The sequence below is a fragment of the Paraburkholderia sp. GAS38 genome, from assembly GCF_050434965.1.
GTDB classification, from domain to species: Bacteria; Pseudomonadota; Gammaproteobacteria; order Burkholderiales; family Burkholderiaceae; genus Paraburkholderia; species Paraburkholderia phenazinium_A.
Window position 1 is genome coordinate 50,872 of the sequence record NZ_JBNDJO010000018.1, and the last position, 21,662, is coordinate 72,533.

The following is a 21,662-nucleotide window of genomic DNA, read 5'->3' on the forward strand; positions in this document are numbered from 1 at the left end:
AAGGGAACAGGTATGGATGAGATCGTGAGAATCGAAAGCAGTCAGCGCATGAGCCGGGTCGTGAAAGCGGCGGGGCTGGTGTTCGTCGGCGGGCAGACTTCGAATGACCGCACGCTCGACGTGAAAGGCCAAACGCAGCAGGTGCTCGCGAAGATCGACGCGTTTCTCGCGCAGGCCGGCATCGACAAAACGCGGCTGCTGTCCGCGCAAGTCTGGCTGGCCGATATCGCCCGCGACTTTGCTTCGATGAACGAAGTGTGGGACGCCTGGGTTGCGCCGGGCTGCGCACCGACTCGCGCGACGGTGGAATCGAAGTTGGCCGCCCCCGATCTGCTGGTGGAAATCGCGGTCATCGCGCTCGGCTGAGCGGCATGGTGCGAGGGGACTAGAGAAGCCTCAGGTCTTCCACTCGCACATCGCACACCAGCATGTGGCCCGGCGCGTGCGTGATGCAAATGGGCGGACGCGCCTCCATGGCCGCCGCTTGAGGCGTCACGCCGCAGCCCCAGAAGACAGGTTGTTCGCCCGCGAGGATCGCCGTCGGTTCGCCTTCGTCCGGAACGGCGACATCCCGAATCCCGATCGCGCTCGGGTCGCCCATATGGACGGGTGCGCCGTGTGCGCCCGGCAGCTTCGCGCAGACCTCGTAGGCAATCTCGGCCTCTTGCGGCGTATAAGGCCGCATCGATACGACCATCGGGCCGTGAAATCGCCCAACCGGTTGCGTCTGAAGGGCCGTGCGATACATGGGGACCACCTTACCTTCGTCGACATGGCGCACGCGCAAGCCGGCCAACTCCAGCGCATGTTCGAACGACAGCGAGCAACCCAGCACAAAGCCGACGAAATCGTCCTGCCAGATCGCCGCGATGTCGTCGCGTTCCTGCACTAGCACGCCGTCGCGCCATACCCGATAGCGCGGCAGGTCCGTGCGCAGGTCCACGTTGTCGCCGAGCATGGGGACGAGGCTCTCGCCCACTTCCGTCATGCCGATCAACGGACACGGCGTGGGATTGGCCCGGCAGTAACTCGCGAATTCGTCCGCCCAGTCGCGCGGCAGGATCACCAGGTTGCCTTGCGCGTAGCCCGGCGCCATGCCGCTCGTGTTGCCATTGAAACCCGCGCGGATTCCGGCGCGGGCGCCCTGCGGGGTGAACGCCCATGCCAGCGGCGGCGAAGTTTCAGGCGGCTTGCTCGTGACGTCATTCATACGACGGAACTTCCCTTGCGATTGATTCGGATTGCAAACGATGCGACGAGGCTTTACTGCAACGATTCATCCGCGGTTTCGCGGGTCCGGGTCAGCGTCAGAAGCCCGACGATTGCCGCGCCGACCAGCAGGAATGCCGGGCTCAGCAGGTTGCCGGTATGGCCGATCAATGCAGTGGCGATATACGGGGTGACGCCACCGCCGAGCATTGCGCCGAAGTTGAAGCTGAACGCCATGCCTGTGTAGCGAACGCGGGTGGGAAACTGTTCAGCGTAAGTGGGGTAGCCCACCGATTGCACAATGGGCATCGGCAGTGCAACGATAAACATCGCGAGAACCGCCAGCGCGAGGTTCTGGTGGTTCATCAGCATCATCATGGGGAAGACGAGCACGATGTATGCGGTAAAGCCGATGGCGAGCACCTTGCGGCGGCCAATGCGGTCGGACAGGCCACCCCAGACCGGCATCAGAAGCGCCATCGTGAGGCTGACTGCCGACATCGTCCAGTAGACGCTCGTCTTGTCGTACTTCAGGTAGGTGATCATGTAGATGTTCATGAACACAAAGCCCACCCAGTAGCCGGCATTCTGGCCGAACGAGATCAGGAACACTTTGAGCAGCGCGGCGCGGTGATGCGCGAAGACCTCTTTCAACGGCGCCTTGACGGGCTGGCTGGTTTCGAGACTCTTCCTGAACGCGGCGGATTCCTCGATCCGTTGGCGCACGAACGCCGACAGCAGAACCAGCGGCAACGCCATCAGAAATGGAATGCGCCAGCCCCAGGCGTGCAGTTGCGCGGTGCTCATCAAGCCGGTCGTCAAACCGCAGACGGCCGCGGCCAGCGCGCCGCCGAGCGCGACGCCCACAGGCGTCGCCGCACCGTAGAAACCGCGCCGGCCGCGTGGGGCGCATTCCGCCACATACGCGGCGGCGCCGGTCACTTCCGCGCCGGAGAAGAAGCCTTGTGCAAGCCGGACCAGCAGAAGCGCGACCGGGGCGAGCACGCCGGCGACCGAGGCCGTGGGCAGCAACCCAACCGCCACGGTGGCGACGCCCATGCCGATCACCGTCACGAGCAGGACGCTGCGGCGCCCCAGCTTGTCCCCGAGCCGGCCCAGCACGATGCCCCCAACCGGGCGCATCAGAAACGCGCTGCCGAAGATGGCGAGGACCGAGAGCAAGGCGGCCGTGGCGTTGTCCGCCGGGAAAAAGAGCGGCCCGATAATGGCCGCCATGTACCCGTAGACGCCGAATTCGTAGTACTCGATTGCCGTGCCGGCGGCTGCGGCCATCGCGGCCTTGTGGGTGGCATGTCTGGCCGACGCCGTCGAAGGCGGCGCGTCCACATTCAGGTTTGCGGTTGAGGCGTTGGACATGTTCGGTTCCAGGGTAAGTGACGCGTGAGAGGCAAGCGAGATAGATAAGTTGTCTTAATTAATGCCAAAGCGTGTTACTCGAAATTCCGTCCGGACAATCAGGTCTGCGCAGCCCCAATCTGTTGCTGGGTTGTGCCGCGCGGCCCGAATGCGAACGCCGGCGCGTTCACGTCGATGTCCGGCAATGCTGCTCCAGCGCCGTGAAGCTGCGTTCCTGCGACAGCATCAGGCGCTGGGCCGTACCCAGATCGACGACTTTGAGCCGAATGGTCTCGCCGGGCATCTTTTGCGCGAGACGCGGCAGGTCGACCGCACAAACGTGGCCGATCTTCGGGTAGCCGCCCGTCGTTTGCCGATCCGCCATGAGGATGATCGGCTGACCGTCGGCCGGCACCTGAATCGAACCGAAGCTAACCGCTTCCGAAACCACTTCGCGCGGCTCGGTCAGTTCGAGCTTCTCGCCTTCGAGGCGGTAGCCCATCCGGTCGGACTGGGGCGAGATGCGATACGGTGCGGCTTCGAGTGCCTGGCGGGCATGCGACGAGAAGTAAGTCCACTCGCGCCCGGGGATCACGCGTATCGGCGCGTCGGGTGGGAGCGCGACCGCGTCGTCGAACGCGCTGCTCAGGCTTTTGGCCACCTGGGCCAGCCTGGCCAGTTTGCTGGACTGAACATACGGACCCGTCTCGAGCAGATCGCCTTTCTTCAGCGGACGTCCTGCATGACCGCCGTAGCCGCCACGGGTATAGGTACTGGCGCTGCCCATCGCCGCATCGACGGCGAATCCGCCTCGCACTGCCAGGTAGGCGCGCAGTCCGGCACTGCGCTTGCCGAACGACAGTTCGCTGCCCGCCGCGACGACGGCGACCTGATCGAGCGCGAGAGGCTCGCCCTCGATTCGTGCGCCGAGATCAGCACCACTGATCGCGATCACGGCCTCATGATGAAACTTGAGCACCGGTCCCATCAAGGTGATCTCGAGCGTTGCGCCCTGCGGCAGGTTGCCGACGAGCGCATTGGCCAGCCGATGGGCGCGCTCATCCATCACCCCGTTGACCGGAATGCCCAGATGTTGATAGCCGGTGCGGCCAAGGTCCTGAAAGGTGCTCAGCGCCCCGGGTTTGATGACTTCGATGCTCATCGCTGCACTCCGGTTGTCGGGCTCAGGGTGTCGAACTGCGCTGGTGTGATCGGCACGAAGCGGATCTGGTCGCCTGCGTCGACGAGACAGGGCGCTTCTCGCGCCGGGTCGAACAAGGTGAGCGGGGTGCGGCCAATCAGATTCCAGCCGCCGGGAAGCGTCAACGGATAGATGACCGTTTGCCGGTTGGCCAGTCCAATCGACCCGGCCGCGACAGCGGTCCTGGGCGTCGCACGCCGCGCAGGGCTCAACTGTTCGTCGAACATGCCGATGTAAGGATGCCCGGGTGCAAAGCCGAGCATCATCACGTCCACCAGCGCGCCACTGTGAAGCTCGATGACTTCCGCGACGGACAGGCCGCAAGCGCGGGCGACATCTTCGAGATCGGGCCCATGTTCGCCGCCATAACAAACCGGAATCTCGACCACGCGCGCTGCAGCGCTCTGTGAGGCGGCGACGCTGGCGAGCAGCCGGTTCAGCGTCTCGACGAGCGCCTCATAGGGCGCTTGCCCCTCTCTCACGAGCGGAACCCGACTGGGCGAGTAGTGAATACCGACGGTCGTCATGGCCGGCACGATGTCGCTGATGTACGGCAGGTTCTCAGCGCCGATGCGCGCGGCGAAATCGCGCGCACGCCGATTCGCCGCGACGCGATCTTTCGCCTGCAACTCGACGATCAGCAAACGCTCGCCCGACGCATGAAGGGTCCATTCGGCCGCATCGGACGCGGCGTTCGCTGCCGCGCGATTCAGGGGCATGGCGGTGCTCATGTGCGCCGGCCTACTTGGCGAACAACGACGCGATGTTTGCGAAGGCCTTCATCTCGAGCGCGTTACCCGACGGATCGAGGAAGAACATCGTGGCTTGCTCGCCCACTTCGCCCTTGAAGCGAATGTGCGGTTCGATAATGAATGACAGGCCGGCCGCCGTGAGCTTTTTCGCCGCGGCTTGCCATTGATCCATCGGCAACACGACGCCGAAATGGCGGACGGGAACCGCGTCGCCATCCACAGCGCTAGTCTTGCGGTGACCGACTTCATCAGGCGAGAGATGGGCCACGATCTGATGGCCGTAGAAGTTGAAATCGACCCAGTCTTCCGCGCTACGGCCTTCGGGGCAACCGAGCAGGTCGCCGTAAAACTCGCGGGCAGCCGCAATGCTATGGACCGGAAAGGCCAGATGAAAGGGAGGCACGGCGCTGGTGATGTCGTTCATATTGGGGTCCTGAGATGGTTCAAATGGCAGTTCGTCTGCCTTCGAGCAGGCGCCGTACGGCGCCGTCGTCGTGGCGCGTCACGCTAGGTCCGCGCCATGCAAACCAGTCTAGGGATGACAAAAATAGTCGAATAACGATATATTTTTGCCCTCAGCAACAACAAAATCGATCAATTCCATCATGATGCGCGAGCTCAAGACCTTCCTGGCCGTGGTGCGTTACGGCACGTTTGCGGGCGCGGGCTCGCACATCGGCTTGACGCAATCGGCGGTGAGCGCGCAGATCCAGCGTCTGGAGGAAGATCTGGGTTTTGCGCTGTTCGATCGAACCGGCCGCTCCGCGACGCTCAACGCGGCAGGCAAGCGGACCGTCGAAGTGGCGGAAGAACTGCTCTCGGTCTATGCGCGCCTGGCCGATCGCGGCGGCGCGGCGGAACAGTCGGGCCTGCTGCGGGTAGGGGCCATCGCTTCGGCGCAAGGGTCGTTTCTGGTCAACGCCATTCAGCGGTTTCGCGAGGATTCGCCGGGCTGGCGCATTCGGGTCATACCGGGCGTGTCGCTCAATCTGCTGGCGCAGGTGGATTCGGGCGAGGTGGATGTCGCGGTGATCATCAAGCCGCCGTTTGCGCTGCCGGCCGAGTTGAAGTGGCGCACGTTGATGGCGGAGCCGTTCGCGTTGTTGGTGCGGCGCGAGCTGGCCGATCGTCCGTGGCGTTCGCTGCTCAAATCGGAGCCCTTCATCCGCTACGATCGCAACTCGTTTGGCGGCCGGTTAGTGGAGCGCTTTCTGCGGAGGATTCGCGTGACGGTGCACGACGTCGTCGAGCTTGACGAGTTGCAGGGCATCATCGGGCTGGTGGCGCAAGGCGTCGGTGTTGCGCTCGTGCCGCAGGCTGCGGGGCTTCATATGCCGAAGACCGTTGCCGCCTTGCCGCTTGACGATGACGCGTTCGTTCGCGAAGTCGGGCTGGTGGAACGGAGCAGCCGCAACCCGCAAACCGCGGCGGCCGATTTCGCCGAATGCCTTAGCCGCGTGACAGGCGCACGGGGTTAAGGTCGTATTGGAGTTAAGCTGTGCGCCGTGCACCAAGCGTGGGCCGATCCCACTCAGTGTGCATTTATAGTGTGTAAATGTTTTTTGTGGTGCGACGCGCTGTTTGCTGGAAGGGCGGGTTGCGGGCTTGAAAAATATGGATGGAAGAGCCGGGGCCCTGAATATAAAGGGCTTAAGAGGCTTATTTCAGACGTAATGACGGCTCGGGTAAACGCCGCTGGTGATGGCATGGTCATTGCATTTACTCTTTTAATTGCCGCGTGTACGCTCATTTCGGTGGCTGGACCCGAGCGGACGGGCGGTGCACAGCTTCGATAGTTATCGGGTTTCCTGATCCGGAGTGTTCTCTATGAAGTGGTTCGTCAAGCGAGCCTGCGTCACGCTCGGTGCGTCGCTGGTGCTATCGGCTGCCAGCCTGGTGTACGGGCCGGCCACGCAGGCCGATGAAATCTCCGTCACGCAATGGGGCAGCAGCCTCTACGGTCTGCCGTATGCGGTCGCCATGGACAAGGGCCTCTTCAAGAAGGCCGGCGTCGATATTACGGGCATTCTCACCTCGGGCGGCGGCGGCACGACCGTTCGCAACATCCTGGCCAGCAAGACGCCGTATGGCGAAGTGGCGGTCGCGGCGGCGCTGGCCGCGCAACGCCAGGGGCTCGATCTGGTGATCGTCAACGTCGGCACGCGCAGCGTGGCGGAAGCCTCGATGGTCACGATGCCTGGCACCAACGTGCAAACGGTCGCGGATCTGCCCGGCAAGAAAGTCGCGATCACTTCGCCTAAAGGCGTTTCCGAAATGCTGCTGCTGATGGTGCTCAAGCAAAAAGGCATCGACGCCAGCAAGGTGACGCGGGTCGCCTCCGGCGGCTACGTCAACGGACTGACGATGCTTGAACAGGGCGCAGTCTCCGGCGCGGTGCTGATCGAACCGCTGTCGATCGTGCGCAAGGCCAGTTACCGTACCGTCTACCGTGCCGGCGATGTTCTGCAGCCGATGACCACCTCGGTCGGCATCACCACCCGCGAATTCGCCAAGTCCCATCCCGACGAACTGCGCGCCATCATCGCCGGGCGCCGCGCAGGGGTGGACGCGGTGTACGCGGACCCCGCCGGCGCGGCCACCTTGCTGCAGTCGAGCTTCAAACTCACGCCGGACGTCGCGCGCGAAGCCGTGGACAACATGGTCAAGTCGCGCATGTGGAGCGATGGCGAATTCAATCGCGCCGAACTGGACCGCATGACCGATGGGCTCAAGCTGATCGGCGAACTGAACGGCGACGTGGACTGGTCGAAGCTGGTGGACACGAGCTTCCTGCCGGCCGACCTCAAAGCGAAGAGCACGCTATGAAGGCGCGCAATTCGCCTCCCACGCTGCAGGTCGTCGAGTCGCCCACGCAGACCGCGCCGGCGTCGCCCGAGGTGCATGTCGAACTTGCCGGCGTCACGCGTTACTTCGCGAAGAACGATTCGAAGGAACTGTTCCATGCGCTCGGTCCGATCGATCTCACGCTGACACGGGGCGAGTTTTTCTCCGTAGTCGGGCCATCCGGCTGCGGCAAGTCCACTTTGCTCGATGCGCTCGCCGGACTCGCCAAGCCGAGTTCGGGTACGGTCACGTTCGAAGGGCAACCGGTGAAGGGCGTGCCCGACGGCGTGGGCGTCGTGTTCCAGGAAGATGCGTCGTTTCCCTGGCTGAATCTGCGCGACAACATTTCGTTCGGGCTGCGCATGGCGGGCGTCGATGGCGCGGAGATCCAGCGCCGGGTCGACTACGCGATGGGTTTCATGGGACTCAAGGACTTCGCCAACGCTTACCCATCGCAGCTGTCGGGCGGCATGCGGCAGCGCGTGTGCATCGCCAGAACCCTTGTATTGCAACCACGCCTCATCCTGCTCGATGAGCCGTTCGGTGCGCTCGATCAACAGACCCGCCTGTTGATGGGCGACGAGTTGCTGCGGCTGTGGCGCGAAACCTCGGCCACGGTGCTGCTGATCACGCATGCGCTCGACGAGGCCGCAATGCTGTCCGACCGGGTCGGCGTGATGTCTGCGCGGCCGGGTCTGTTTATCGACATCGTCGAAACAGGTTGGGAGCGTTCGCGCGACAGCCGCGTCGTGTCGACGCCGCGCTTCGGTGAGATCAATGCCCGCTTGTGGGACAAGCTGCGCGTCGAATCGTTGAAGGTGATGGGTGTGCACTAAGGCGTGGTGCATGGGCGTGTGGTCATGCGAACCTGGGAGTTCGAAGTGAAATCCGCAAGTCTGATCCGGATTGCTGTGGTAGCCGGCTTTATCGTGTTGATCGAGCTGCTATGCCGCAGCGGCATCATTCCAGCCAGCGTGCTGATCCCGCCGTCCGCGATGTTCACGCACGGCGTCGACCTGCTGCGCGGCGGCAAATTCGACCACGATATCGTGACGAGCCTCCTCAACATCGTCGCTGCCTCGATCGTCTCGGTGCTGCTGGGTTTCGCGCTAGGGCTCGGGATTCACGCGCTGCCCTCCGTGCGCCGCTCCATCGAGCCGCTGTTGTCGAGCTATTACGCGATTCCCACCTTCATCTTTTATCCGGTCTTCATCGTCATCCTCGGCATCGGCTCGCTGCCGATCATCGCGATTGCCGTGATGCTCTCGGTCGTGACCATGATCACGGCGACGCTCAACGGCCTGGACCGCATTCCGCGTGCGCTGCACAAGAGCGCTCAGGTGATGCGTCTCTCGCGCTGGCGCTCGGCCATCTACATCAAGTTGCCGGCCACGCTGCCGTATCTGTTCACCGGCGTGAAGCTATCGGTGGCTTATGCGTTCATCGGCGTGATCGCCTCGGAATTCATCCTGTCGGGTTCGGGGATCGGCTACGCCATTGGCTATGCGTACAACAACTTTCAGAACGACGACATGTATTCGCTGATGCTGTTCGTACTCGTGCTGGTCACGCTCGTGAACGTCGTGCTGAACCGGATCGATCAGCGCTTTCAGGCGCGCCGGCGGCGCTGAGCATGCGGATACCGGGAGATTTCGCCATGAAGAGAGTTGTCGATTCGCTGCTGGTTGCGCTGGTCATCGTCGCGTGCTGGCAGTGTTTGCACTGGGCCGTCGGCAACAGTTCGCTGAGCTCGCCGTGGAGCACCGTGCAGGCACTCGTGCAGATGCTCGGCACCGCAGCGTTCTGGGACAACGTGGGCGAGACCGCAAGAGCGCTGGCTTACGCACTCGTCATCGCGCTCGCTGGTGGCGTGACGCTCGGCGTGCTACTCGGCGTGAACCGCCTGTCCGGTGTGGTCGCTGAGCCGATTTTGCTGAACCTGTATTCGCTGCCCAAGGTGACGCTGTATCCGCTGGTGTTGCTGGTGTTCGGTCTGGGCCTGTCGGCGAAGGTGGCGTTTGGCGTCATGCACGGCCTGATCCCGATCCTGATGTTCACCATGAACGCGATTCGCGAGATGCGGCCGGTCTACCTGCGCGCGTCGAAGACCATGCGCCTGTCGTTTGCCCGCACCATCGTTCACGTGGTGTTGCCGGCGATCTTTCCCGAAGTCGTCTCCGGCTTGCGCCTCGGCTTTTCGCTGACCTTGCTGGGCGTGTTGATCGGCGAGATGTTCGCGTCGCAACGCGGGCTCGGCTATCTGTTGACGAGTGCGATGAACCTTGGGGATATCCGCACGATCATGGCGGTCGCCCTGTTTCTGACGGTGTTCGCGCTCGCGTGCAATGGCTTGTTGATGATGGCCGACCGGCGTCTGAAGCATCGCTGAGCGGTTTATCGGATGTGATGAAGCATCGATTCCATTTCTTTCCGCAAAGGTAGAGAAACATGTACGACGTATTCCAGACGGATCGCCTGATCGACCTGTGGTTGACCGAGGACATCGGCTATTGCGATCTGACGGCGCAGTTGATGATCGAAGCGCACGAGACCGGCGCATTCTTTATGAACGCGCGCGAGACGCTGATCGTGGCGGGCATCGACGTGGCCGCGCGCATCTTCAAGCGCTATGACCCGACGCTCGAAGTGTCGGTGCGGGTCAAGGACGGCGACAAGGTCGAGCGGGGCACGGTGCTGCTGGATGTCAGCGGCACGGCGCGCAGCGTGCTGACGGCGGAGCGCACGGCGCTCAATATCGTGCAGCGCCTGTCGGGTATCGCCAATCTGACCGAGCAGTATGTGGCGGCCGTGGCCGGCACGCGAGCGCGCTTGATCGATACGCGCAAGACCACGCCGGGTTTGCGCATGCTCGAAAAGCATGCCGTCACCTGCGGCGGTGGCTTGAATCACCGGCTCGGTCTGGATAACGGCGTGATGATCAAGGACAACCATATCGCCGTGTGCGGCGGCATCGCCAAGGCCGTGCAGTGCGCCCGCCGGCAGTTGCCGGTGCTGACGAAGCTCGAAGTGGAGTGCGACCGGCTGGAGCAGGTCAAGGAAGCGCTCGCTGCGGGTGTGGACGTGATCATGCTCGATAACATGTCGATCGAGGAGATGGCGCGCGCGGTCGATCTCGTCAGCGGCCGCGTGTTGCTGGAAGCGTCCGGCGGCATCAGCCTCGCCACCATCGGAGCGGTTGCGAAGACCGGTGTCGATTACATCTCCACCAGCAAGATCAACCAGGCGGCGGCGTGCGTCGACATCGGTCTGGACGAGGCGGAATAGGCCGCTTAGGCCGCTTAGGCCGCGTGCGCTGCTTAGGCCGCACGGGCCGCGTCAGAAACGGGTCCGGTCCGCCATCCAGTTCGCGGCTGCCGCGGACAGCAACGAGACCGCCGCGGCGTTAAGCGGCGCGAGCTCCCTGCACAGGTCCGTTACCGCGGCTGCCGAAGTGGGGTTTTCCATCGCCTCCGCGCACACAAGCAATTGTCCGAGCACGCCGGCGCGAGTCTCGATGGATTCGCGCACGGCTTGCGCGAGGCGCAGTTCGGCGAACAGGTGAGCGGGGTTGCGCTGCAGTACCGCTGGCAACAGCGAGGCCATGCCCGTCATGAACGCGTTGTCGGCGAACTCCTCGTCGTGCGGCCTGATCCGGCGCGCAGCCAGTTCCATGAAGCGCGCCCGCGTGCCGACCAGTTGCACGAGCGCATTGGACGCGACGGCGCGGTTGTTGCCGTCCGTATACAGCGCAAGCAGGGCCCAACGCCGCAGCCAGTCGGTACCGACCATCTCGAGCGCATCGCGTACGCTCAAGCGCCCGCGCGAGAGCGCGTGGTGCGCCGAACTGGCGAAGCGCAGCAGTTGCATCGTCAGCGCGGGATTGCGCTTGACCTCGTCTTCCACGCTCGGCAGCGGCGGCTCGGCGCTTAGCAGCACCAGAAGCTGGACCAGCGCCTGACGCAGCGGTGGAATCCTGCGTACAGCGAGCAGGTGCGGATGGGCGAAATAGTAGCCCTGAAACAGGTCGCAACCGGCATCGTAGGTCCACCGGTATTCGTCCGGCGTGTTGACCTTTTCAGCGACGACGCGCTTGCCGGCCCGATGCATCGCGGCAACGAACGGCGTCAGGCGATCGGGTGTCCAGTGCGGCACATCCACCTTGACCAGCGCGGCGCAATCGAACACGTCGGTGCGAGCCGGGTTCGTTTCGCGCATGTCGTCGATGGCGAAGCAATAGCCGGTGCGAGACAGCGTCTGGATGCGCTGAACCAGTTGCGCGTCGTGCTGCACGGTATCGAGAATTTCGATGACGAAATGAGCCGGCGGCAGCAAGGTGAACATTTCGTTCATGAGCCAGTCGCGGCCGGCATTGATATAGCCGGTGTGTCCGCCCAGGACGTTTTCGATCCCCAGTTCGCCAAGCGTTTCGACGACGATGTCGGCAGTGGCCCGGATACCGTCCATGGGCACGCTGTCGTCGGCTTCGGCGTGGTCCGTATCGAACGGACGGAACAGCAGTTCGTAGGCGACCAGTTGGCCCTGGCGGTCGAGGAGGGGTTGTCGTCCGAGATACGAAGTCATCGCGATCAGGGACAGCGCGGCAGCATCGTGAATCATGTCGTTCATGCGGTTAGCGGTGATGGGACTTCCTGGCGTCGCTAAGGAATCCTCCTTAGACGAAATGTTCGGCCTTCTGGCTGGCGAGCAGGATGGCCGTATGCGCAGGCGTGACATCCACGTGCCCACCGGACTGCGTCAAGGTGTTCAGGATGGTGTGGTCGTTCAGGCGGGACTGGCACAGCAACTGGTCGGACGCAGCGAGCTTGACGACTTGCGCCAGAGTGAGCGTCGCGAGAAGCTCGGCGCTCTGCGCGGACAGCCCCAACCGGAACATGCCGATCAGCCTGTCCTCGCGAAGCAGGCGCTGCGCCAGCATGATGTAGGACAGATTGACTTCCCTGATGAAACCCAGCGTTTCGCCGTCGTTCATGATTTTCTACTCCCTCGGTGAACGATCCGCCGTGTTTCCTGCCGTTATTGCCTGGCTTGCTGAGAGCTCGTGCGCGTACAGCGGACGCACCGTTCCGGCTCGCGGGGATTTACGGTTAGAAACACTCAGTTACAATTAGATACGTTTGAGTGGAGTGTGGAGAATCGCTCCGCTAAAGACAACCTCGATGAAAGTTGCCGAAAGATAAAGGGCCGCCCGGCGATTACGGTGCCTTACTTTGGGCTAAAGGCCGTTGGTGGTCGCGGCGAGCGGCTGGTGGCAAGGGAACAGTTTCGTATGCAGCGGCCGCGTGCGATGTTCAACGCTAGCCCGTGAGTCCGGGCGAACCGGCATCGCGCCGCAGGACCAGCATCGCCTTGCCTCGATAGATGACCTCGTCCGCGATTTCATACGAGAGCTTCTTTGCCAGGGCCAGCGAGGCGAGGTTGTCCGGTGCGATGATGCACACCGTTGCTTTGCCTTGAGACTCAGTTTCCAGCCACTTCAACGCCGCGGTCGCCGCTTCAGTGGCATAACCTAAGCCTTGCGACTCTTTAGCAAACATCCAGCCGATTTCGTGCGCCTGATCGAAGTCAGGGGTCAGCGTTCGTTTGAAGCGAAAGAGTCCAAGCTCGCCTGCGAATTTCCTGCTGTGCCTTTCCCGGACAATCCAATGTCCGAATCCCAGCAGCGCCCAGTGCCCTACGATCCGGTGCAAGCGTGCCCAAACTTCTTCCTCGGTGAGTGGAGCGTCGATCACCTGGGCTACGACGTCCCTGTCCGACCACATCGAATACATTGCCTCGAAGTCATCGAGGGTTGGCGGAGTCAGAGTCAGGCGGTCGGTCTCTAGCGACACGGAACGATAGAACGTGTTGCTGCAAAGAACTGAAGTCATTTCGGCGGATAAGGTTGCGACTTCAACAATCTAACTGATTTAGAGCCCGCGGATTGTCGACGCCGAAATTTTTTTGCGGCGCACGGAATGTTTGCCCGAAGGCGGTGTTTGCCACTGAGTACGTCCCACACCTATTTCGGAGAAGTCTCATGAAGTTGAGTTCGTTTGTCCTTGCCGGCATGGCCTGCGCCACGATGCTGGGCGCCACGACGTCATTCGCGCAGAGCAGCGCCGCTACCCCATCCGCGCCGATCAGGAATGTCGTGCTGGTTCACGGTCTGTTTGCAGACGGTTCGAGCTGGGAGAAAGTGATTCCGCTGTTGCAGGCGAAGGGCCTGCACGTGACGGCGGTGCAGAATCCGACCACCTCGCTCGACGCGGACGTCGACGCGGTCAAGCGCGCGCTGGCGCAACAGGACGGCCCGACGCTGCTGGTCGCGCACTCGTACGGCGGCATGGTGATCAGTCAGGCGGGCGACGATCCGAAGGTGGCCGGTCTCGTGTACATCGCCGCGCGTGCGCCGGACGCCGGTGAGGATTATCCGGCGCTGACGAAGAAATTCCCGGCCGCACCTGCGTCGGCGGGGTTGCAGTGGTCGGCCGACGGCTATGGCAAGCTGTCCGAGCAAGCCTTCGTGAACGACTTTGCCGGCGATCTGCCGCCTGTCGAAGCGCGTGCCTACTATGCGGTCCAGCAGCCGATGGGCAAGCCGATCACGATGGCGAAGACGACCGTCGCCGCATGGCACGACAAGCCGACCTGGTATGCGGTGTCGACTGATGATCGCACCATCAACCCCGATCTGGAGCGCTTCATGGCGAACCGGATGGGCGCGCATACGATCGAGCTCAAGTCGAGTCACGTGTCGCTGCTGTCGCATCCGGTGGAGGTCGCCAACCTGATCCTCGAAGCGACCGGCGAGCAGAAGTAAGGCGGTGCTCGGGCCTGTGCGACAACGGCGCCTTGGCGCCTTGGCGTCGAGGTTGCGCAGGCGCGTCAGACCGGCGTTTGTCATCAAGTTCATCTTCATTGCCGGTTAAATCGCATTCCTAAAAGTAATGCTGGATACCCACCGAGATGCCGGTCGTAGACTTGCCTGATGCTACGCCTGCGCCTGTCAGCGAGGCGACCGCATGGGCGCCCGAGGCATGTTGGAAGGTCACCTGCTGGTAGACGGTTGTCCGTTTCGAGAAGAGATACGAGTTCGAGAGGGAAAGGGTCTTCCAGTTGCCACCGTCGAGATTTTCCACCCATCCGCCGATCGCAATGACGTCGTCGGGCCTGATGGTCCAGTTCGCCCCGGCGTCGACCGTGTTGGCGTTGCCCTGGCCTGTTGAAAGAGTGATGCGCGACTGCGTAAACGTTGCATGCAGCAGCAGAGTTTTCAACTGGTACGACGCCCCGAGCCCCCAGTTGACGAGCTTGTTCGCCACCACGCCTTCGGCCTGAGGAAGCTGCGTCCCGAACAGCGATGGAAGACCGATAAAGCTGGATAGTTCCAGAAAGCGGTTGTTCTCGTTCGCATACGCGGCGGCCAGACTCAGAGGACCGCTCTTGTACTGGACAAAGAAGGAGTAGTCCCTGCTCTCGCTGAAATTGCCGGCCACATTTCCAAATGCAAATTCCGCTCCTGAGGAGAATCCGCCAAAGGTCGGGCTGACATATTTCACCGCATTGTTGAACTGGAAGAAGTTGGCGATCTCATCCAGATTGCCCTCGTGGAGCGAGAGGATGTTGCCGAGGACGAAGGGCGTTTGATAGCTGGACAGTACGTCATACATGAAGCTGGGCTGGTGACCGAGCGTCAACGTACCGTAGGTGTCCGATTGCAAGCCGACATACGACTTTCTGTTGAACAACGTCCCGGGAACCAGTGCCTGGCCATTGTTGAGCAGGTACTCGTTCTGAAGATCGAAGACGGTGCGCAGACCGCCGCCCAGATCCTCCACGCCCTTGATGCCGAAGATGTCGGGTGCATGCGTATTGCCCTCCTGAAACAGCGCGTGTCCTCCGACGTTGCTAATGTACTGTATGGCGGTGTCCGCAATGCCATATAAGGTCACGCTGGATTGCGCGTGGGCGTGACTGGTCACCGCAAGTGCGACGATTGTGCCTGCCACTGTACGTCCAAAAATAGCCATGCCTCGACTCCGATACGGTTGTGACTCTTCCGAAGAAGTTCTTATGAATTGAATGAAGAGTAAAAGATTGGTAGTACTAATAATATGGGGCGGTAAAAACTCAGACATTTGCTGCGACTGTCCGCTTGTCCCCAGTCTCCTTCAGGTCTGCCGGTGTTGCGTTCAACAATAATGAATGACATAATCTATGTTGAACACTATAGGGGGCCCCTCCTAGACGTGTCAACATGAGGACCGTCCGTGAAAACCCGGGACGGCGACTTTCTGTGATTTCCATATGGCCCAGACATGACCAATGTGACTGCGAGGCGTGGCATTCAATCTGTCGAGATTGCGTTCCGGATTCTTTCGGCGTTGCAAACGAGTGTGCGAGCGCTTCCTCTCAAGGAAATCGCTGCGCTCTCCGAACTGTCTCCAAGCGCGACAAGCAACTACATGATTAGTCTGGTGCGGACCGGGCTGGTGTCGCCGGACGAAAAACCGGGGTGCTACAAGCTCGGGCCTGCATCGCTTGCCTTGGGTATGAGCGCGATCAACCAGCTGGACGGATTCGATATCGTGCGGCGGGAGGTGATCGCCTTGCGTGAGGCGACTCTGAGTGGCGCAGCCGTCACCGCATGGACCGAAGATGGGCCGGTCAGTCTCTTCAAGCAGGAGGGGCAGACGCGCAGTATCCTCGAGCTGAGAACAGGCCTGATTCCACTGGTCACGACGGCGGCGGGAAAGCTGTTCATTGCCTGTCTGCAACCTGCTCGAACCGAGGCGCTCATCAGTCGCGAACTGTCTGCAGGACAGGAATGGAGTCCCGCGTCCTTGCGGGAAGAGGCGATCGGTGAATTGCGCAGCTGTGGCTTCACAACGGTTCATCGCGGCGACATGGGTTACGTGTCTGTCGCGGCCCCTGTCTGGGACAGGGATGGCGATGTCCGGTTTGCCATCAGTCTCATCGGATCGCCCGCAACGTTGAACACGGAAGTTGAAGGTCAAGCGGTCAGGGCGCTCCTCGATAGCGCGGTTCGAGCGACGGTGGCCCTCGGCGGAAAGGTCCCCCTCAAGATTGGATAGAAAAGGGGCGCTCAATGCCGGTGCGCGCCATCTGTCCCGGCGGCGGCGGCGGCGTCCAGCACGATGGAGTTGAATGCGCCAGGCGCTTCAAGCTTCGGCATGTGGCCGATCGCATCGAGCACGTGGAGTGTCGAATCGTGAGCGGCCTCGTGAATCGGCCGGGCATGCTCGTCAATGGGCGCGAGACGGTCCTGGCTGCCGGCAATGATCGTGATAGGCGCCCGGATCGAAGGGACGACGGATGGCGTGTACGTGGAGAAGAGCATGTCCACGGCGTGTTGCCAACCCGTAGCGGTCACTGCGTCTCTCAGTCGGGATACGAGCGTACGAACCAGGGGGCCGGCGTTCGGAGCGAGCAGAGCGTTCACCACAGCGGCGCGTGCCTCGGTAGATTGCGCCGCTGCGCTTCGCATCAGAACCTCGCGCGCCACATAGCGGTCCGTACCCGCCAGATGTCCCCGTGCGATGTTGGGCGCGCTTAATACGAGGGCGCGCGTAGCCGACGGGTAACGCGCTGCGAACGCAGTGGCAATGACGCTCCCCCATGAACTGCCTACGACGGTTGCACGCACTATGCCGAGCGCGGACATCAGGTTCGCGAGCGCATCTGCGTAATCCGTGGCCGCGGGAGCGCCGATCGCGAAGGGACTGCTTTTCCCATAGCCAGGGGCGTCCCAGGCAATCACCCGGTGGTGCTCGCTCAGCGCGGCAAGTTGCGCGCGATATCCCGCCGAGCTCGAACCCATGCCATGCAGCAACACGATGGCGGGCGCACGCTTATCACCGGCGGCCCGGTAGGTGACGATCCGTTTGTCCCCGAGTGTGGGGAGACTCAATTGCACGTGTTCGACGGCGGGCAACGAGGCTTCAAGAAGTTGGCTTTCAGTTTCGATCATGATGGGAGTGTAGGTCTGCATATCAATCGCCTTAACCTTGGGAAATGCCGCTTCACGCTTCTTTTAATGCAACGGCGATCTCATGTGCAGCAGCCCTAAGGGCTTCGGCACAAGGACCGTCGACTGCGGCATCGAAATGCTCTGCCGGGCCGATAGCCGTCAGGGCCAGCACCGCTAGTCCGCTCGGCGAAAGAATGGGGACGCTGATGGCGTTGGCAAGCACCCGGTCGTCATAGAACGGCCCGGGGCGCCTTGTCGCGACATGCGAGGCTCGCACGGACTCAAGCACGCCGGCGAGTGATTCCACGCTGAGGGGCAATTCGCCAGACGGTTGTCGCGCGTTGTCGCGCAGTTCCGCCGCCACAAACCGATCGACCGCTTCGGGCGGCAGGAACGCCGCGAGGGCCAAACCCGAAGCGGAGGACGTCACCGGCAGCACCAGCCCCAGCGGCAGATCGGCGGCCACGGGTGTGGTGGCGGCTTGCCACGCGATTACCGTAGGACCGTGATTGCCCCACGCTACCAGTGCAAGCGTTTGATCCAGCGTACGGGCGAGCCGCAACATGGCGCGGCTCGCGAGACGGACGGCATGGGGCTGCGATTTCATCGCACCCTTCGTTCCGCGCGGCGCGAGGCCGAGGTCGTGCGGGTCGGCGACCAGATATTGGCCGCCGCCGAATACCAGCGGTCGCCGCGTGCTTTGGCGAATGCAATCCACCGAGCCGACAAAAATCGCATGATCGCCGCCCGGGTAGCAGGCGACCACCTTGCACTCCAGCCACGCGCTGCAATCGCGCAGCAGCGGCAAGCCGTCGACGCCAAGGTCGTAGTCGATACCGGAAAATTTGTCCGGCGACCGGTTCGCAAAGTGATTGGCGAGGCCGTGTTGGTGCTCAGCCAGGATGTTGATGGTGAATCTCCCGGCATCCCTGAACGCCGAATGGCTTCCCGCAGAGGTCGCCTGACTCCATAAGACCAGCGGCGGATCCAGCGAGACCGAGGAAAACGAATTGGCGGTGAGCCCGTGCATTTTCCCTTCGGCGTCGCGCGTGGTGATCACGGTGACGCCGGTGACAAAGGACCCGAGCACGTCTCTTAGCTGACGTTTGTCGAACGTGGTGGTGGCCGGACGTTCGGGGTCTAACGACGTGCTTGCTGTCATGACAGCACCTGTTGCGACTCGCTGAATGCGGGCATGACGGACTCATGAAACAGGCCGATAGATGTCCTGGCCTCGGAGACGGACATGTCCCCAAACATGAAGGTTCCGATGAGGTAGTTGAACGCCCCGGCGTGCGCCTGCTCCAGCAGTTTTTCACGCACGGTTTCCGGTCGCCCTACTACGGCGAGGCCCGATTCCACGAGCGGCTCGAATGTCGGCGGAAGCTTTGCATTGACGGGCTCCGTTCCGTGCTTCTTCCACAGCTTGAAAAAGTTCGGATAGAAGACCGACCATGCCCGCGAGGCGATTTTCATGGCCTCCTGATCCGTCTCCGCTACAACGATATAGCGATTCACGCCGATGAGCGGCTCCGCAGCGGACGGATGCCGTGTGGCGAATTCTTCGCGGTATCGATCGGTGATGGCTCTGACCCGCTGGACCGGGCCGCCGCACACGATATTCATCTTCTCCTGGGCGGGCCACACCGTTGACTCCGGCGATGCCAGCGCGTACCACGTCGGAGGCGGCGTCTGCAACGGCTTGAGTTCGATCGGCATGTTGTTGAATTGCCAGAACGTGCCGTTATACGTGAGGGTTTCCGAGTTCAGATACCGCTTGATGATTTCATACGACTCGATGTATCTGGCCTGAGCGGTGGCCGGATCGATGCCGAGCGCCTCGATTTCATGGGGTGAGGCGCCTCGCCCCACGCCATACTCGAGGCGGCCGCCGCTGAGATTGTCGAGCATGCAGATTTCTTCTGCCAGACGGACGGGATGGTGGATCGGCAGAATGTAGACGAGTGGCGACAGGCGCAGTTTCTCGGTGCGCTGCGCGGCCGCGGCAAGAAATACGCTTTGCGACGGACAGGCGCTCAGCGTGGTCGCATGGTGTTCCGACATGTGATAGCAATGGAAGCCGAGCCTGTCGTAAAGCTCGATGATTCCTAACCTGTCTTCGTACTGCTTATGAATAGGTAGGCCATTACGGTCGTTTTGGTCGAAGATACCGAATTTCATCGATTTTCCAGTAAGGTGCGAAGAGAGTGTTCTTCTGGCTTAGCGCGTCGAAGATGGACTGAATACCTGGAAGAGGTTTTCTTCCGGATCCTGATAGGTGGTAACGACACCGTGAGTGCCCATGTCGCGCTGTGCGACTACCCGGCCACCCGCGGACAGAATGTTCTGCCGGACCGTGTCCTGAGCTTCTCCTGCCACCCGGAAGACGGGGACGGCTCCAACGGCGCCTTGTGCCGCTTCTTCGGCGGAACTCAGCGCAAATGCGCTGCGCTGCAGGCGGAATTGAGTCCACTTGTTGTCGTCGCGGAACTGGACAGGCATCCCCAGCGCCGATACATAGAAATCCTCTAACCGGCCTATATCCTTCGCGACCAGATAGACGGCTTGCAGGTCAACTTCTGTCATGGCGGCACTCCGGAAAAGTGTGATTGCTGAATTGATGCGATGGCCTAACCGACGATCGTCACGCTGTGTTTTGTTCTTTCACGCCCAGCTCGTCGCTCATGATTTGCCGAATCCGGTACTTCTGGATTTTTCCCGTCACGGTGGTCGGAAACGCGTCGACAAAGCGGATGTATTTGGGCACCTTGTAATGCGCTATCCGGCCTTTGCAAAAGTCGCGAACGGCGTCGTCGTCGAGAGCCGTCCCCGGCGTGACGATGATCCATGCGCAGAGTTCTTCGCCGAAATGCTTGTCCGGCACACCGACCACCTGCACGTCCAGCACGCCCGGACAGGTGTAGAGAAACTCTTCGATCTCCCGGGGATACAGGTTTTCGCCGCCGCGAATGACCATATCCTTGATTCGTCCCACGATGTTGACGAAGCCCTCCGCGTCCAGCGTGGCGAGATCGCCCGAGTGCATCCAGCCTTCGGCGTCGATCGCTTCGCGCGTTCGCTCGGGCTGGTTCCAGTAACCGAGCATGACCGAGTAGCCACGGGTGCAGAGTTCGCCCGGTTGGCCGCGCTCCACGGTCTGGCCGGTCAGCGGGTCGATCATCTTGATCTCAAGATGCGGCAGCACCTGGCCGACCGTGGACACCCGCTTATCGACCGGGGTATCCGTCACGCTTTGGCAGCTCACCGGGCTCGTTTCCGTCATGCCGTAAGCGATCGTGATCTCAGGCAGATGCATGTCGCCGACCACCCGCTTCATGATTTCGACGGGGCAGGGCGAACCGGCCATGATGCCGGTGCGCAGACTGCCCAGATCGAACTCCGCAAAGCGCGAATGATTGAGCGCAGCGATGAACATGGTCGGCACTCCGTAGAGCGCCGTGCATTTTTCTGCCTGGACGGTCGCCAGAACGGCTTCGGCGTCGAAGCGCTCCGCGGGGTAAACAAGCGTCGAACCATGGGTCAGGCAGGCCAGATTGCCCATCACCATGCCGAAGCAGTGGTACATCGGAACCGGGACGCACACGCGATCCACGTGGGTGAGCTTCATGCACTCGCCCACGAAGAAGCCGTTGTTCAGGATGTTGCGATGACTCAGCGTTGCGGCCTTGGGAAGCCCGGTCGTGCCGCTGGTGAACTGGATGTTGACGGCATCGTCCGGACGCACGCTACGGCGTATGGCCTGCAGCGATGCGTTGTCCCCCGGGGCGAAACGGAGCAGGTCGGAGAAACGTTGCGCACCCGCTTCGTCCGGGCAGTCGGCGTCGTCGATCCACCAGATCGTCTCAAGGCTCGGCAGCCGGGCTTTTCCCAGCTCCCGCAACATGTTCAGGTACTCGCTCGAGCGGTAACGGACCATCGTCACGATGGCCTTGCAGCCCACCAGATTGAGGGCATGCTCCAGCTCCGAGGTCCGATAAGCGGGGTTGATGTTGACGAGTATCAACCCGGCCTTCGCCGTGGCTAACTGCATCAGCAGCCAGGCGATGTTCGTATGGGACCAGATGCCGATCCGGTCCCCCGGCTCGAGTCCCGACGCGAGAAGCGCACCTGCAAGCCGGTCCGACTGTTGGCGAAGTTCACCGTAACTGAGCCGGATCCCTTCGTGGCGGCTGACGACCGCAACGTGGTCGCCCATTTTGCCGGCCATCTCGTCGAAACAATCGCCAATGGTCTGATCGATCAGGTCTGCGAAACGTGTTCCGCGCTCGTGGGAAAATGTCTTCATCGC

The 21,662-nt window shown here is 62.0% G+C and carries 23 protein-coding genes; 9 read left to right on the forward strand and 14 right to left on the reverse strand.

The genetic code is table 11. The features are described 5' to 3' along the window. Positions 1-12: 12 nt before the first annotated feature. On the forward strand, positions 13-366 hold the full coding sequence (locus tag P3T42_RS31965) for a RidA family protein (RefSeq protein WP_074296427.1): 354 nt from the start codon (positions 13-15) through the stop codon (positions 364-366). 19 nt (positions 367-385) lie between these two features. Here P3T42_RS31965 and P3T42_RS31970 read toward each other — a convergent pair whose 3' ends face one another. From P3T42_RS31970 to P3T42_RS31990, 5 genes are all read right to left on the reverse strand, one after another. Beyond that, positions 386-1,210, reverse strand: a complete 825-nt coding sequence (locus P3T42_RS31970; RefSeq protein WP_429308330.1) for a putative hydro-lyase — start codon at positions 1,208-1,210, stop codon at positions 386-388. Positions 1,211-1,263: 53 nt separating this feature from the next. Then, on the reverse strand, positions 1,264-2,586 hold the full coding sequence (locus P3T42_RS31975) for an MFS transporter (protein ID WP_083640405.1): 1,323 nt from the start codon (positions 2,584-2,586) through the stop codon (positions 1,264-1,266). A 166-nt stretch (positions 2,587-2,752) separates the two neighbouring features. Beyond that, positions 2,753-3,727: a biotin-dependent carboxyltransferase family protein gene (locus P3T42_RS31980; protein ID WP_429308331.1), complete on the reverse strand. Its 975-nt coding sequence runs from the start codon at positions 3,725-3,727 to the stop codon at positions 2,753-2,755. Continuing rightward, positions 3,724-4,485, reverse strand: a complete 762-nt coding sequence (gene pxpB / locus P3T42_RS31985) for a 5-oxoprolinase subunit PxpB (RefSeq protein WP_429308332.1) — start codon at positions 4,483-4,485, stop codon at positions 3,724-3,726. Before pxpB ends, P3T42_RS31980 begins: the two co-directional genes overlap by 4 nt. A gap of 22 nt (positions 4,486-4,507) precedes the next feature. Continuing rightward, entirely contained in the window at positions 4,508-4,942 is a 435-nt protein-coding gene (locus P3T42_RS31990) for a VOC family protein (RefSeq protein WP_074296423.1), read from the reverse strand. Positions 4,943-5,123: 181 nt separating this feature from the next. Between P3T42_RS31990 and P3T42_RS31995 the strand changes: the two genes are divergently transcribed. The 6 genes from P3T42_RS31995 to nadC all read left to right on the forward strand — a co-directional run bounded on the left by P3T42_RS31995 (position 5,124) and on the right by nadC (position 10,647). Beyond that, positions 5,124-5,996: a LysR family transcriptional regulator gene (locus P3T42_RS31995; RefSeq protein ID WP_429308333.1), complete on the forward strand. Its 873-nt coding sequence runs from the start codon at positions 5,124-5,126 to the stop codon at positions 5,994-5,996. A 349-nt stretch (positions 5,997-6,345) separates the two neighbouring features. Next, a complete protein-coding gene (locus tag P3T42_RS32000; RefSeq protein WP_074296421.1) occupies positions 6,346-7,344 on the forward strand; it encodes an ABC transporter substrate-binding protein in 999 nt (332 codons plus the stop codon). Further along, positions 7,341-8,198: an ABC transporter ATP-binding protein gene (locus P3T42_RS32005; protein WP_429308334.1), complete on the forward strand. Its 858-nt coding sequence runs from the start codon at positions 7,341-7,343 to the stop codon at positions 8,196-8,198. Before P3T42_RS32000 ends, P3T42_RS32005 begins: the two co-directional genes overlap by 4 nt. Before the next feature lie 45 nt (positions 8,199-8,243). Further along, on the forward strand, positions 8,244-8,993 hold the full coding sequence (locus P3T42_RS32010) for an ABC transporter permease (RefSeq protein ID WP_253190083.1): 750 nt from the start codon (positions 8,244-8,246) through the stop codon (positions 8,991-8,993). A 26-nt stretch (positions 8,994-9,019) separates the two neighbouring features. Next, the gene (locus tag P3T42_RS32015; RefSeq protein ID WP_429308335.1) at positions 9,020-9,751 is read left to right on the forward strand and encodes an ABC transporter permease; all 732 of its coding nucleotides are present in this window, start codon (positions 9,020-9,022) and stop codon (positions 9,749-9,751) included. Positions 9,752-9,810: 59 nt separating this feature from the next. Further along, positions 9,811-10,647 carry a carboxylating nicotinate-nucleotide diphosphorylase gene (gene nadC / locus P3T42_RS32020; protein WP_429308336.1) on the forward strand — a complete coding sequence of 279 codons (837 nt, stop codon included), beginning with the start codon at positions 9,811-9,813 and terminating at the stop codon, positions 10,645-10,647. 51 nt (positions 10,648-10,698) lie between these two features. On the opposite strand, the gene P3T42_RS32025 is transcribed toward nadC, so the two are convergent. The 3 genes from P3T42_RS32025 to P3T42_RS32035 form a co-directional block, all read right to left on the reverse strand. Then, the gene (locus tag P3T42_RS32025; protein WP_429308337.1) at positions 10,699-11,988 is read right to left on the reverse strand and encodes an EAL and HDOD domain-containing protein; all 1,290 of its coding nucleotides are present in this window, start codon (positions 11,986-11,988) and stop codon (positions 10,699-10,701) included. 46 nt (positions 11,989-12,034) lie between these two features. Beyond that, complete coding sequence (gene flhD, locus P3T42_RS32030; RefSeq protein WP_429308361.1) at positions 12,035-12,355, reverse strand: flagellar transcriptional regulator FlhD; 321 nt, start codon at positions 12,353-12,355, stop codon at positions 12,035-12,037. A 322-nt stretch (positions 12,356-12,677) separates the two neighbouring features. Then, positions 12,678-13,250 (reverse strand): GNAT family N-acetyltransferase, encoded by a 573-nt coding sequence (locus P3T42_RS32035; RefSeq protein ID WP_429308338.1) that lies wholly within the window; start codon positions 13,248-13,250, stop codon positions 12,678-12,680. Between the two features lie 149 nt (positions 13,251-13,399). On the opposite strand from P3T42_RS32035, the gene P3T42_RS32040 reads away from it, so the two are divergent. Beyond that, a complete protein-coding gene (locus tag P3T42_RS32040; RefSeq protein WP_074296413.1) occupies positions 13,400-14,182 on the forward strand; it encodes an alpha/beta hydrolase in 783 nt (260 codons plus the stop codon). A gap of 118 nt (positions 14,183-14,300) precedes the next feature. Here the strand turns inward: P3T42_RS32040 and P3T42_RS32045 are convergent, their stop codons facing one another. Continuing rightward, positions 14,301-15,392 (reverse strand): porin, encoded by a 1,092-nt coding sequence (locus tag P3T42_RS32045; RefSeq protein ID WP_429308339.1) that lies wholly within the window; start codon positions 15,390-15,392, stop codon positions 14,301-14,303. Positions 15,393-15,680: 288 nt separating this feature from the next. Between P3T42_RS32045 and P3T42_RS32050 the strand changes: the two genes are divergently transcribed. Next, a complete protein-coding gene (locus P3T42_RS32050) occupies positions 15,681-16,457 on the forward strand; it encodes an IclR family transcriptional regulator (protein ID WP_429308340.1) in 777 nt (258 codons plus the stop codon). An 11-nt stretch (positions 16,458-16,468) separates the two neighbouring features. On the opposite strand, the gene P3T42_RS32055 is transcribed toward P3T42_RS32050, so the two are convergent. From P3T42_RS32055 to P3T42_RS32075, 5 genes are read right to left on the reverse strand one after another with little or no spacing between them, the layout of a single operon-like run. Then, the gene (locus tag P3T42_RS32055) at positions 16,469-17,374 is read right to left on the reverse strand and encodes an alpha/beta fold hydrolase (protein WP_429308341.1); all 906 of its coding nucleotides are present in this window, start codon (positions 17,372-17,374) and stop codon (positions 16,469-16,471) included. A 31-nt stretch (positions 17,375-17,405) separates the two neighbouring features. After that, positions 17,406-18,515: a flavin reductase gene (locus tag P3T42_RS32060; RefSeq protein WP_429308342.1), complete on the reverse strand. Its 1,110-nt coding sequence runs from the start codon at positions 18,513-18,515 to the stop codon at positions 17,406-17,408. Beyond that, a complete protein-coding gene (locus P3T42_RS32065; RefSeq protein ID WP_074296409.1) occupies positions 18,512-19,534 on the reverse strand; it encodes an LLM class flavin-dependent oxidoreductase in 1,023 nt (340 codons plus the stop codon). The genes P3T42_RS32060 and P3T42_RS32065 overlap by 4 nt, the downstream gene beginning before the upstream one ends. A gap of 39 nt (positions 19,535-19,573) precedes the next feature. Then, entirely contained in the window at positions 19,574-19,939 is a 366-nt protein-coding gene (locus tag P3T42_RS32070; RefSeq protein ID WP_429308343.1) for a VOC family protein, read from the reverse strand. Positions 19,940-19,997: 58 nt separating this feature from the next. Next, positions 19,998-21,659 (reverse strand): AMP-binding protein, encoded by a 1,662-nt coding sequence (locus P3T42_RS32075; protein WP_429308344.1) that lies wholly within the window; start codon positions 21,657-21,659, stop codon positions 19,998-20,000. Between the last annotated feature and the right edge of the window lie 3 nt (positions 21,660-21,662).

What these genes read in the sequence shown, in the direction of transcription:
- P3T42_RS31965 (WP_074296427.1), top strand. Translation starts at nt 13, where the DNA reads ATGGATGAGATCGTGAGAATCGAAAGCAGTCAGCGCATGAGCCGGGTC.
- P3T42_RS31970 (WP_429308330.1), bottom strand. Translation starts at nt 1,210, where the DNA reads ATGAATGACGTCACGAGCAAGCCGCCTGAAACTTCGCCGCCGCTGGCA.
- P3T42_RS31975 (WP_083640405.1), bottom strand. Translation starts at nt 2,586, where the DNA reads ATGTCCAACGCCTCAACCGCAAACCTGAATGTGGACGCGCCGCCTTCG.
- P3T42_RS31980 (WP_429308331.1), bottom strand. Translation starts at nt 3,727, where the DNA reads ATGAGCATCGAAGTCATCAAACCCGGGGCGCTGAGCACCTTTCAGGAC.
- pxpB (WP_429308332.1), bottom strand. Translation starts at nt 4,485, where the DNA reads ATGCCCCTGAATCGCGCGGCAGCGAACGCCGCGTCCGATGCGGCCGAA.
- P3T42_RS31990 (WP_074296423.1), bottom strand. Translation starts at nt 4,942, where the DNA reads ATGAACGACATCACCAGCGCCGTGCCTCCCTTTCATCTGGCCTTTCCG.
- P3T42_RS31995 (WP_429308333.1), top strand. Translation starts at nt 5,124, where the DNA reads ATGATGCGCGAGCTCAAGACCTTCCTGGCCGTGGTGCGTTACGGCACG.
- P3T42_RS32000 (WP_074296421.1), top strand. Translation starts at nt 6,346, where the DNA reads ATGAAGTGGTTCGTCAAGCGAGCCTGCGTCACGCTCGGTGCGTCGCTG.
- P3T42_RS32005 (WP_429308334.1), top strand. Translation starts at nt 7,341, where the DNA reads ATGAAGGCGCGCAATTCGCCTCCCACGCTGCAGGTCGTCGAGTCGCCC.
- P3T42_RS32015 (WP_429308335.1), top strand. Translation starts at nt 9,020, where the DNA reads ATGAAGAGAGTTGTCGATTCGCTGCTGGTTGCGCTGGTCATCGTCGCG.
- nadC (WP_429308336.1), top strand. Translation starts at nt 9,811, where the DNA reads ATGTACGACGTATTCCAGACGGATCGCCTGATCGACCTGTGGTTGACC.
- P3T42_RS32025 (WP_429308337.1), bottom strand. Translation starts at nt 11,988, where the DNA reads ATGAACGACATGATTCACGATGCTGCCGCGCTGTCCCTGATCGCGATG.
- P3T42_RS32035 (WP_429308338.1), bottom strand. Translation starts at nt 13,250, where the DNA reads ATGACTTCAGTTCTTTGCAGCAACACGTTCTATCGTTCCGTGTCGCTA.
- P3T42_RS32040 (WP_074296413.1), top strand. Translation starts at nt 13,400, where the DNA reads ATGAAGTTGAGTTCGTTTGTCCTTGCCGGCATGGCCTGCGCCACGATG.
- P3T42_RS32045 (WP_429308339.1), bottom strand. Translation starts at nt 15,392, where the DNA reads ATGGCTATTTTTGGACGTACAGTGGCAGGCACAATCGTCGCACTTGCG.
- P3T42_RS32050 (WP_429308340.1), top strand. Translation starts at nt 15,681, where the DNA reads ATGACCAATGTGACTGCGAGGCGTGGCATTCAATCTGTCGAGATTGCG.
- P3T42_RS32055 (WP_429308341.1), bottom strand. Translation starts at nt 17,374, where the DNA reads ATGCAGACCTACACTCCCATCATGATCGAAACTGAAAGCCAACTTCTT.
- P3T42_RS32060 (WP_429308342.1), bottom strand. Translation starts at nt 18,515, where the DNA reads ATGACAGCAAGCACGTCGTTAGACCCCGAACGTCCGGCCACCACCACG.
- P3T42_RS32065 (WP_074296409.1), bottom strand. Translation starts at nt 19,534, where the DNA reads ATGAAATTCGGTATCTTCGACCAAAACGACCGTAATGGCCTACCTATT.
- P3T42_RS32070 (WP_429308343.1), bottom strand. Translation starts at nt 19,939, where the DNA reads ATGACAGAAGTTGACCTGCAAGCCGTCTATCTGGTCGCGAAGGATATA.
- P3T42_RS32075 (WP_429308344.1), bottom strand. Translation starts at nt 21,659, where the DNA reads ATGAAGACATTTTCCCACGAGCGCGGAACACGTTTCGCAGACCTGATC.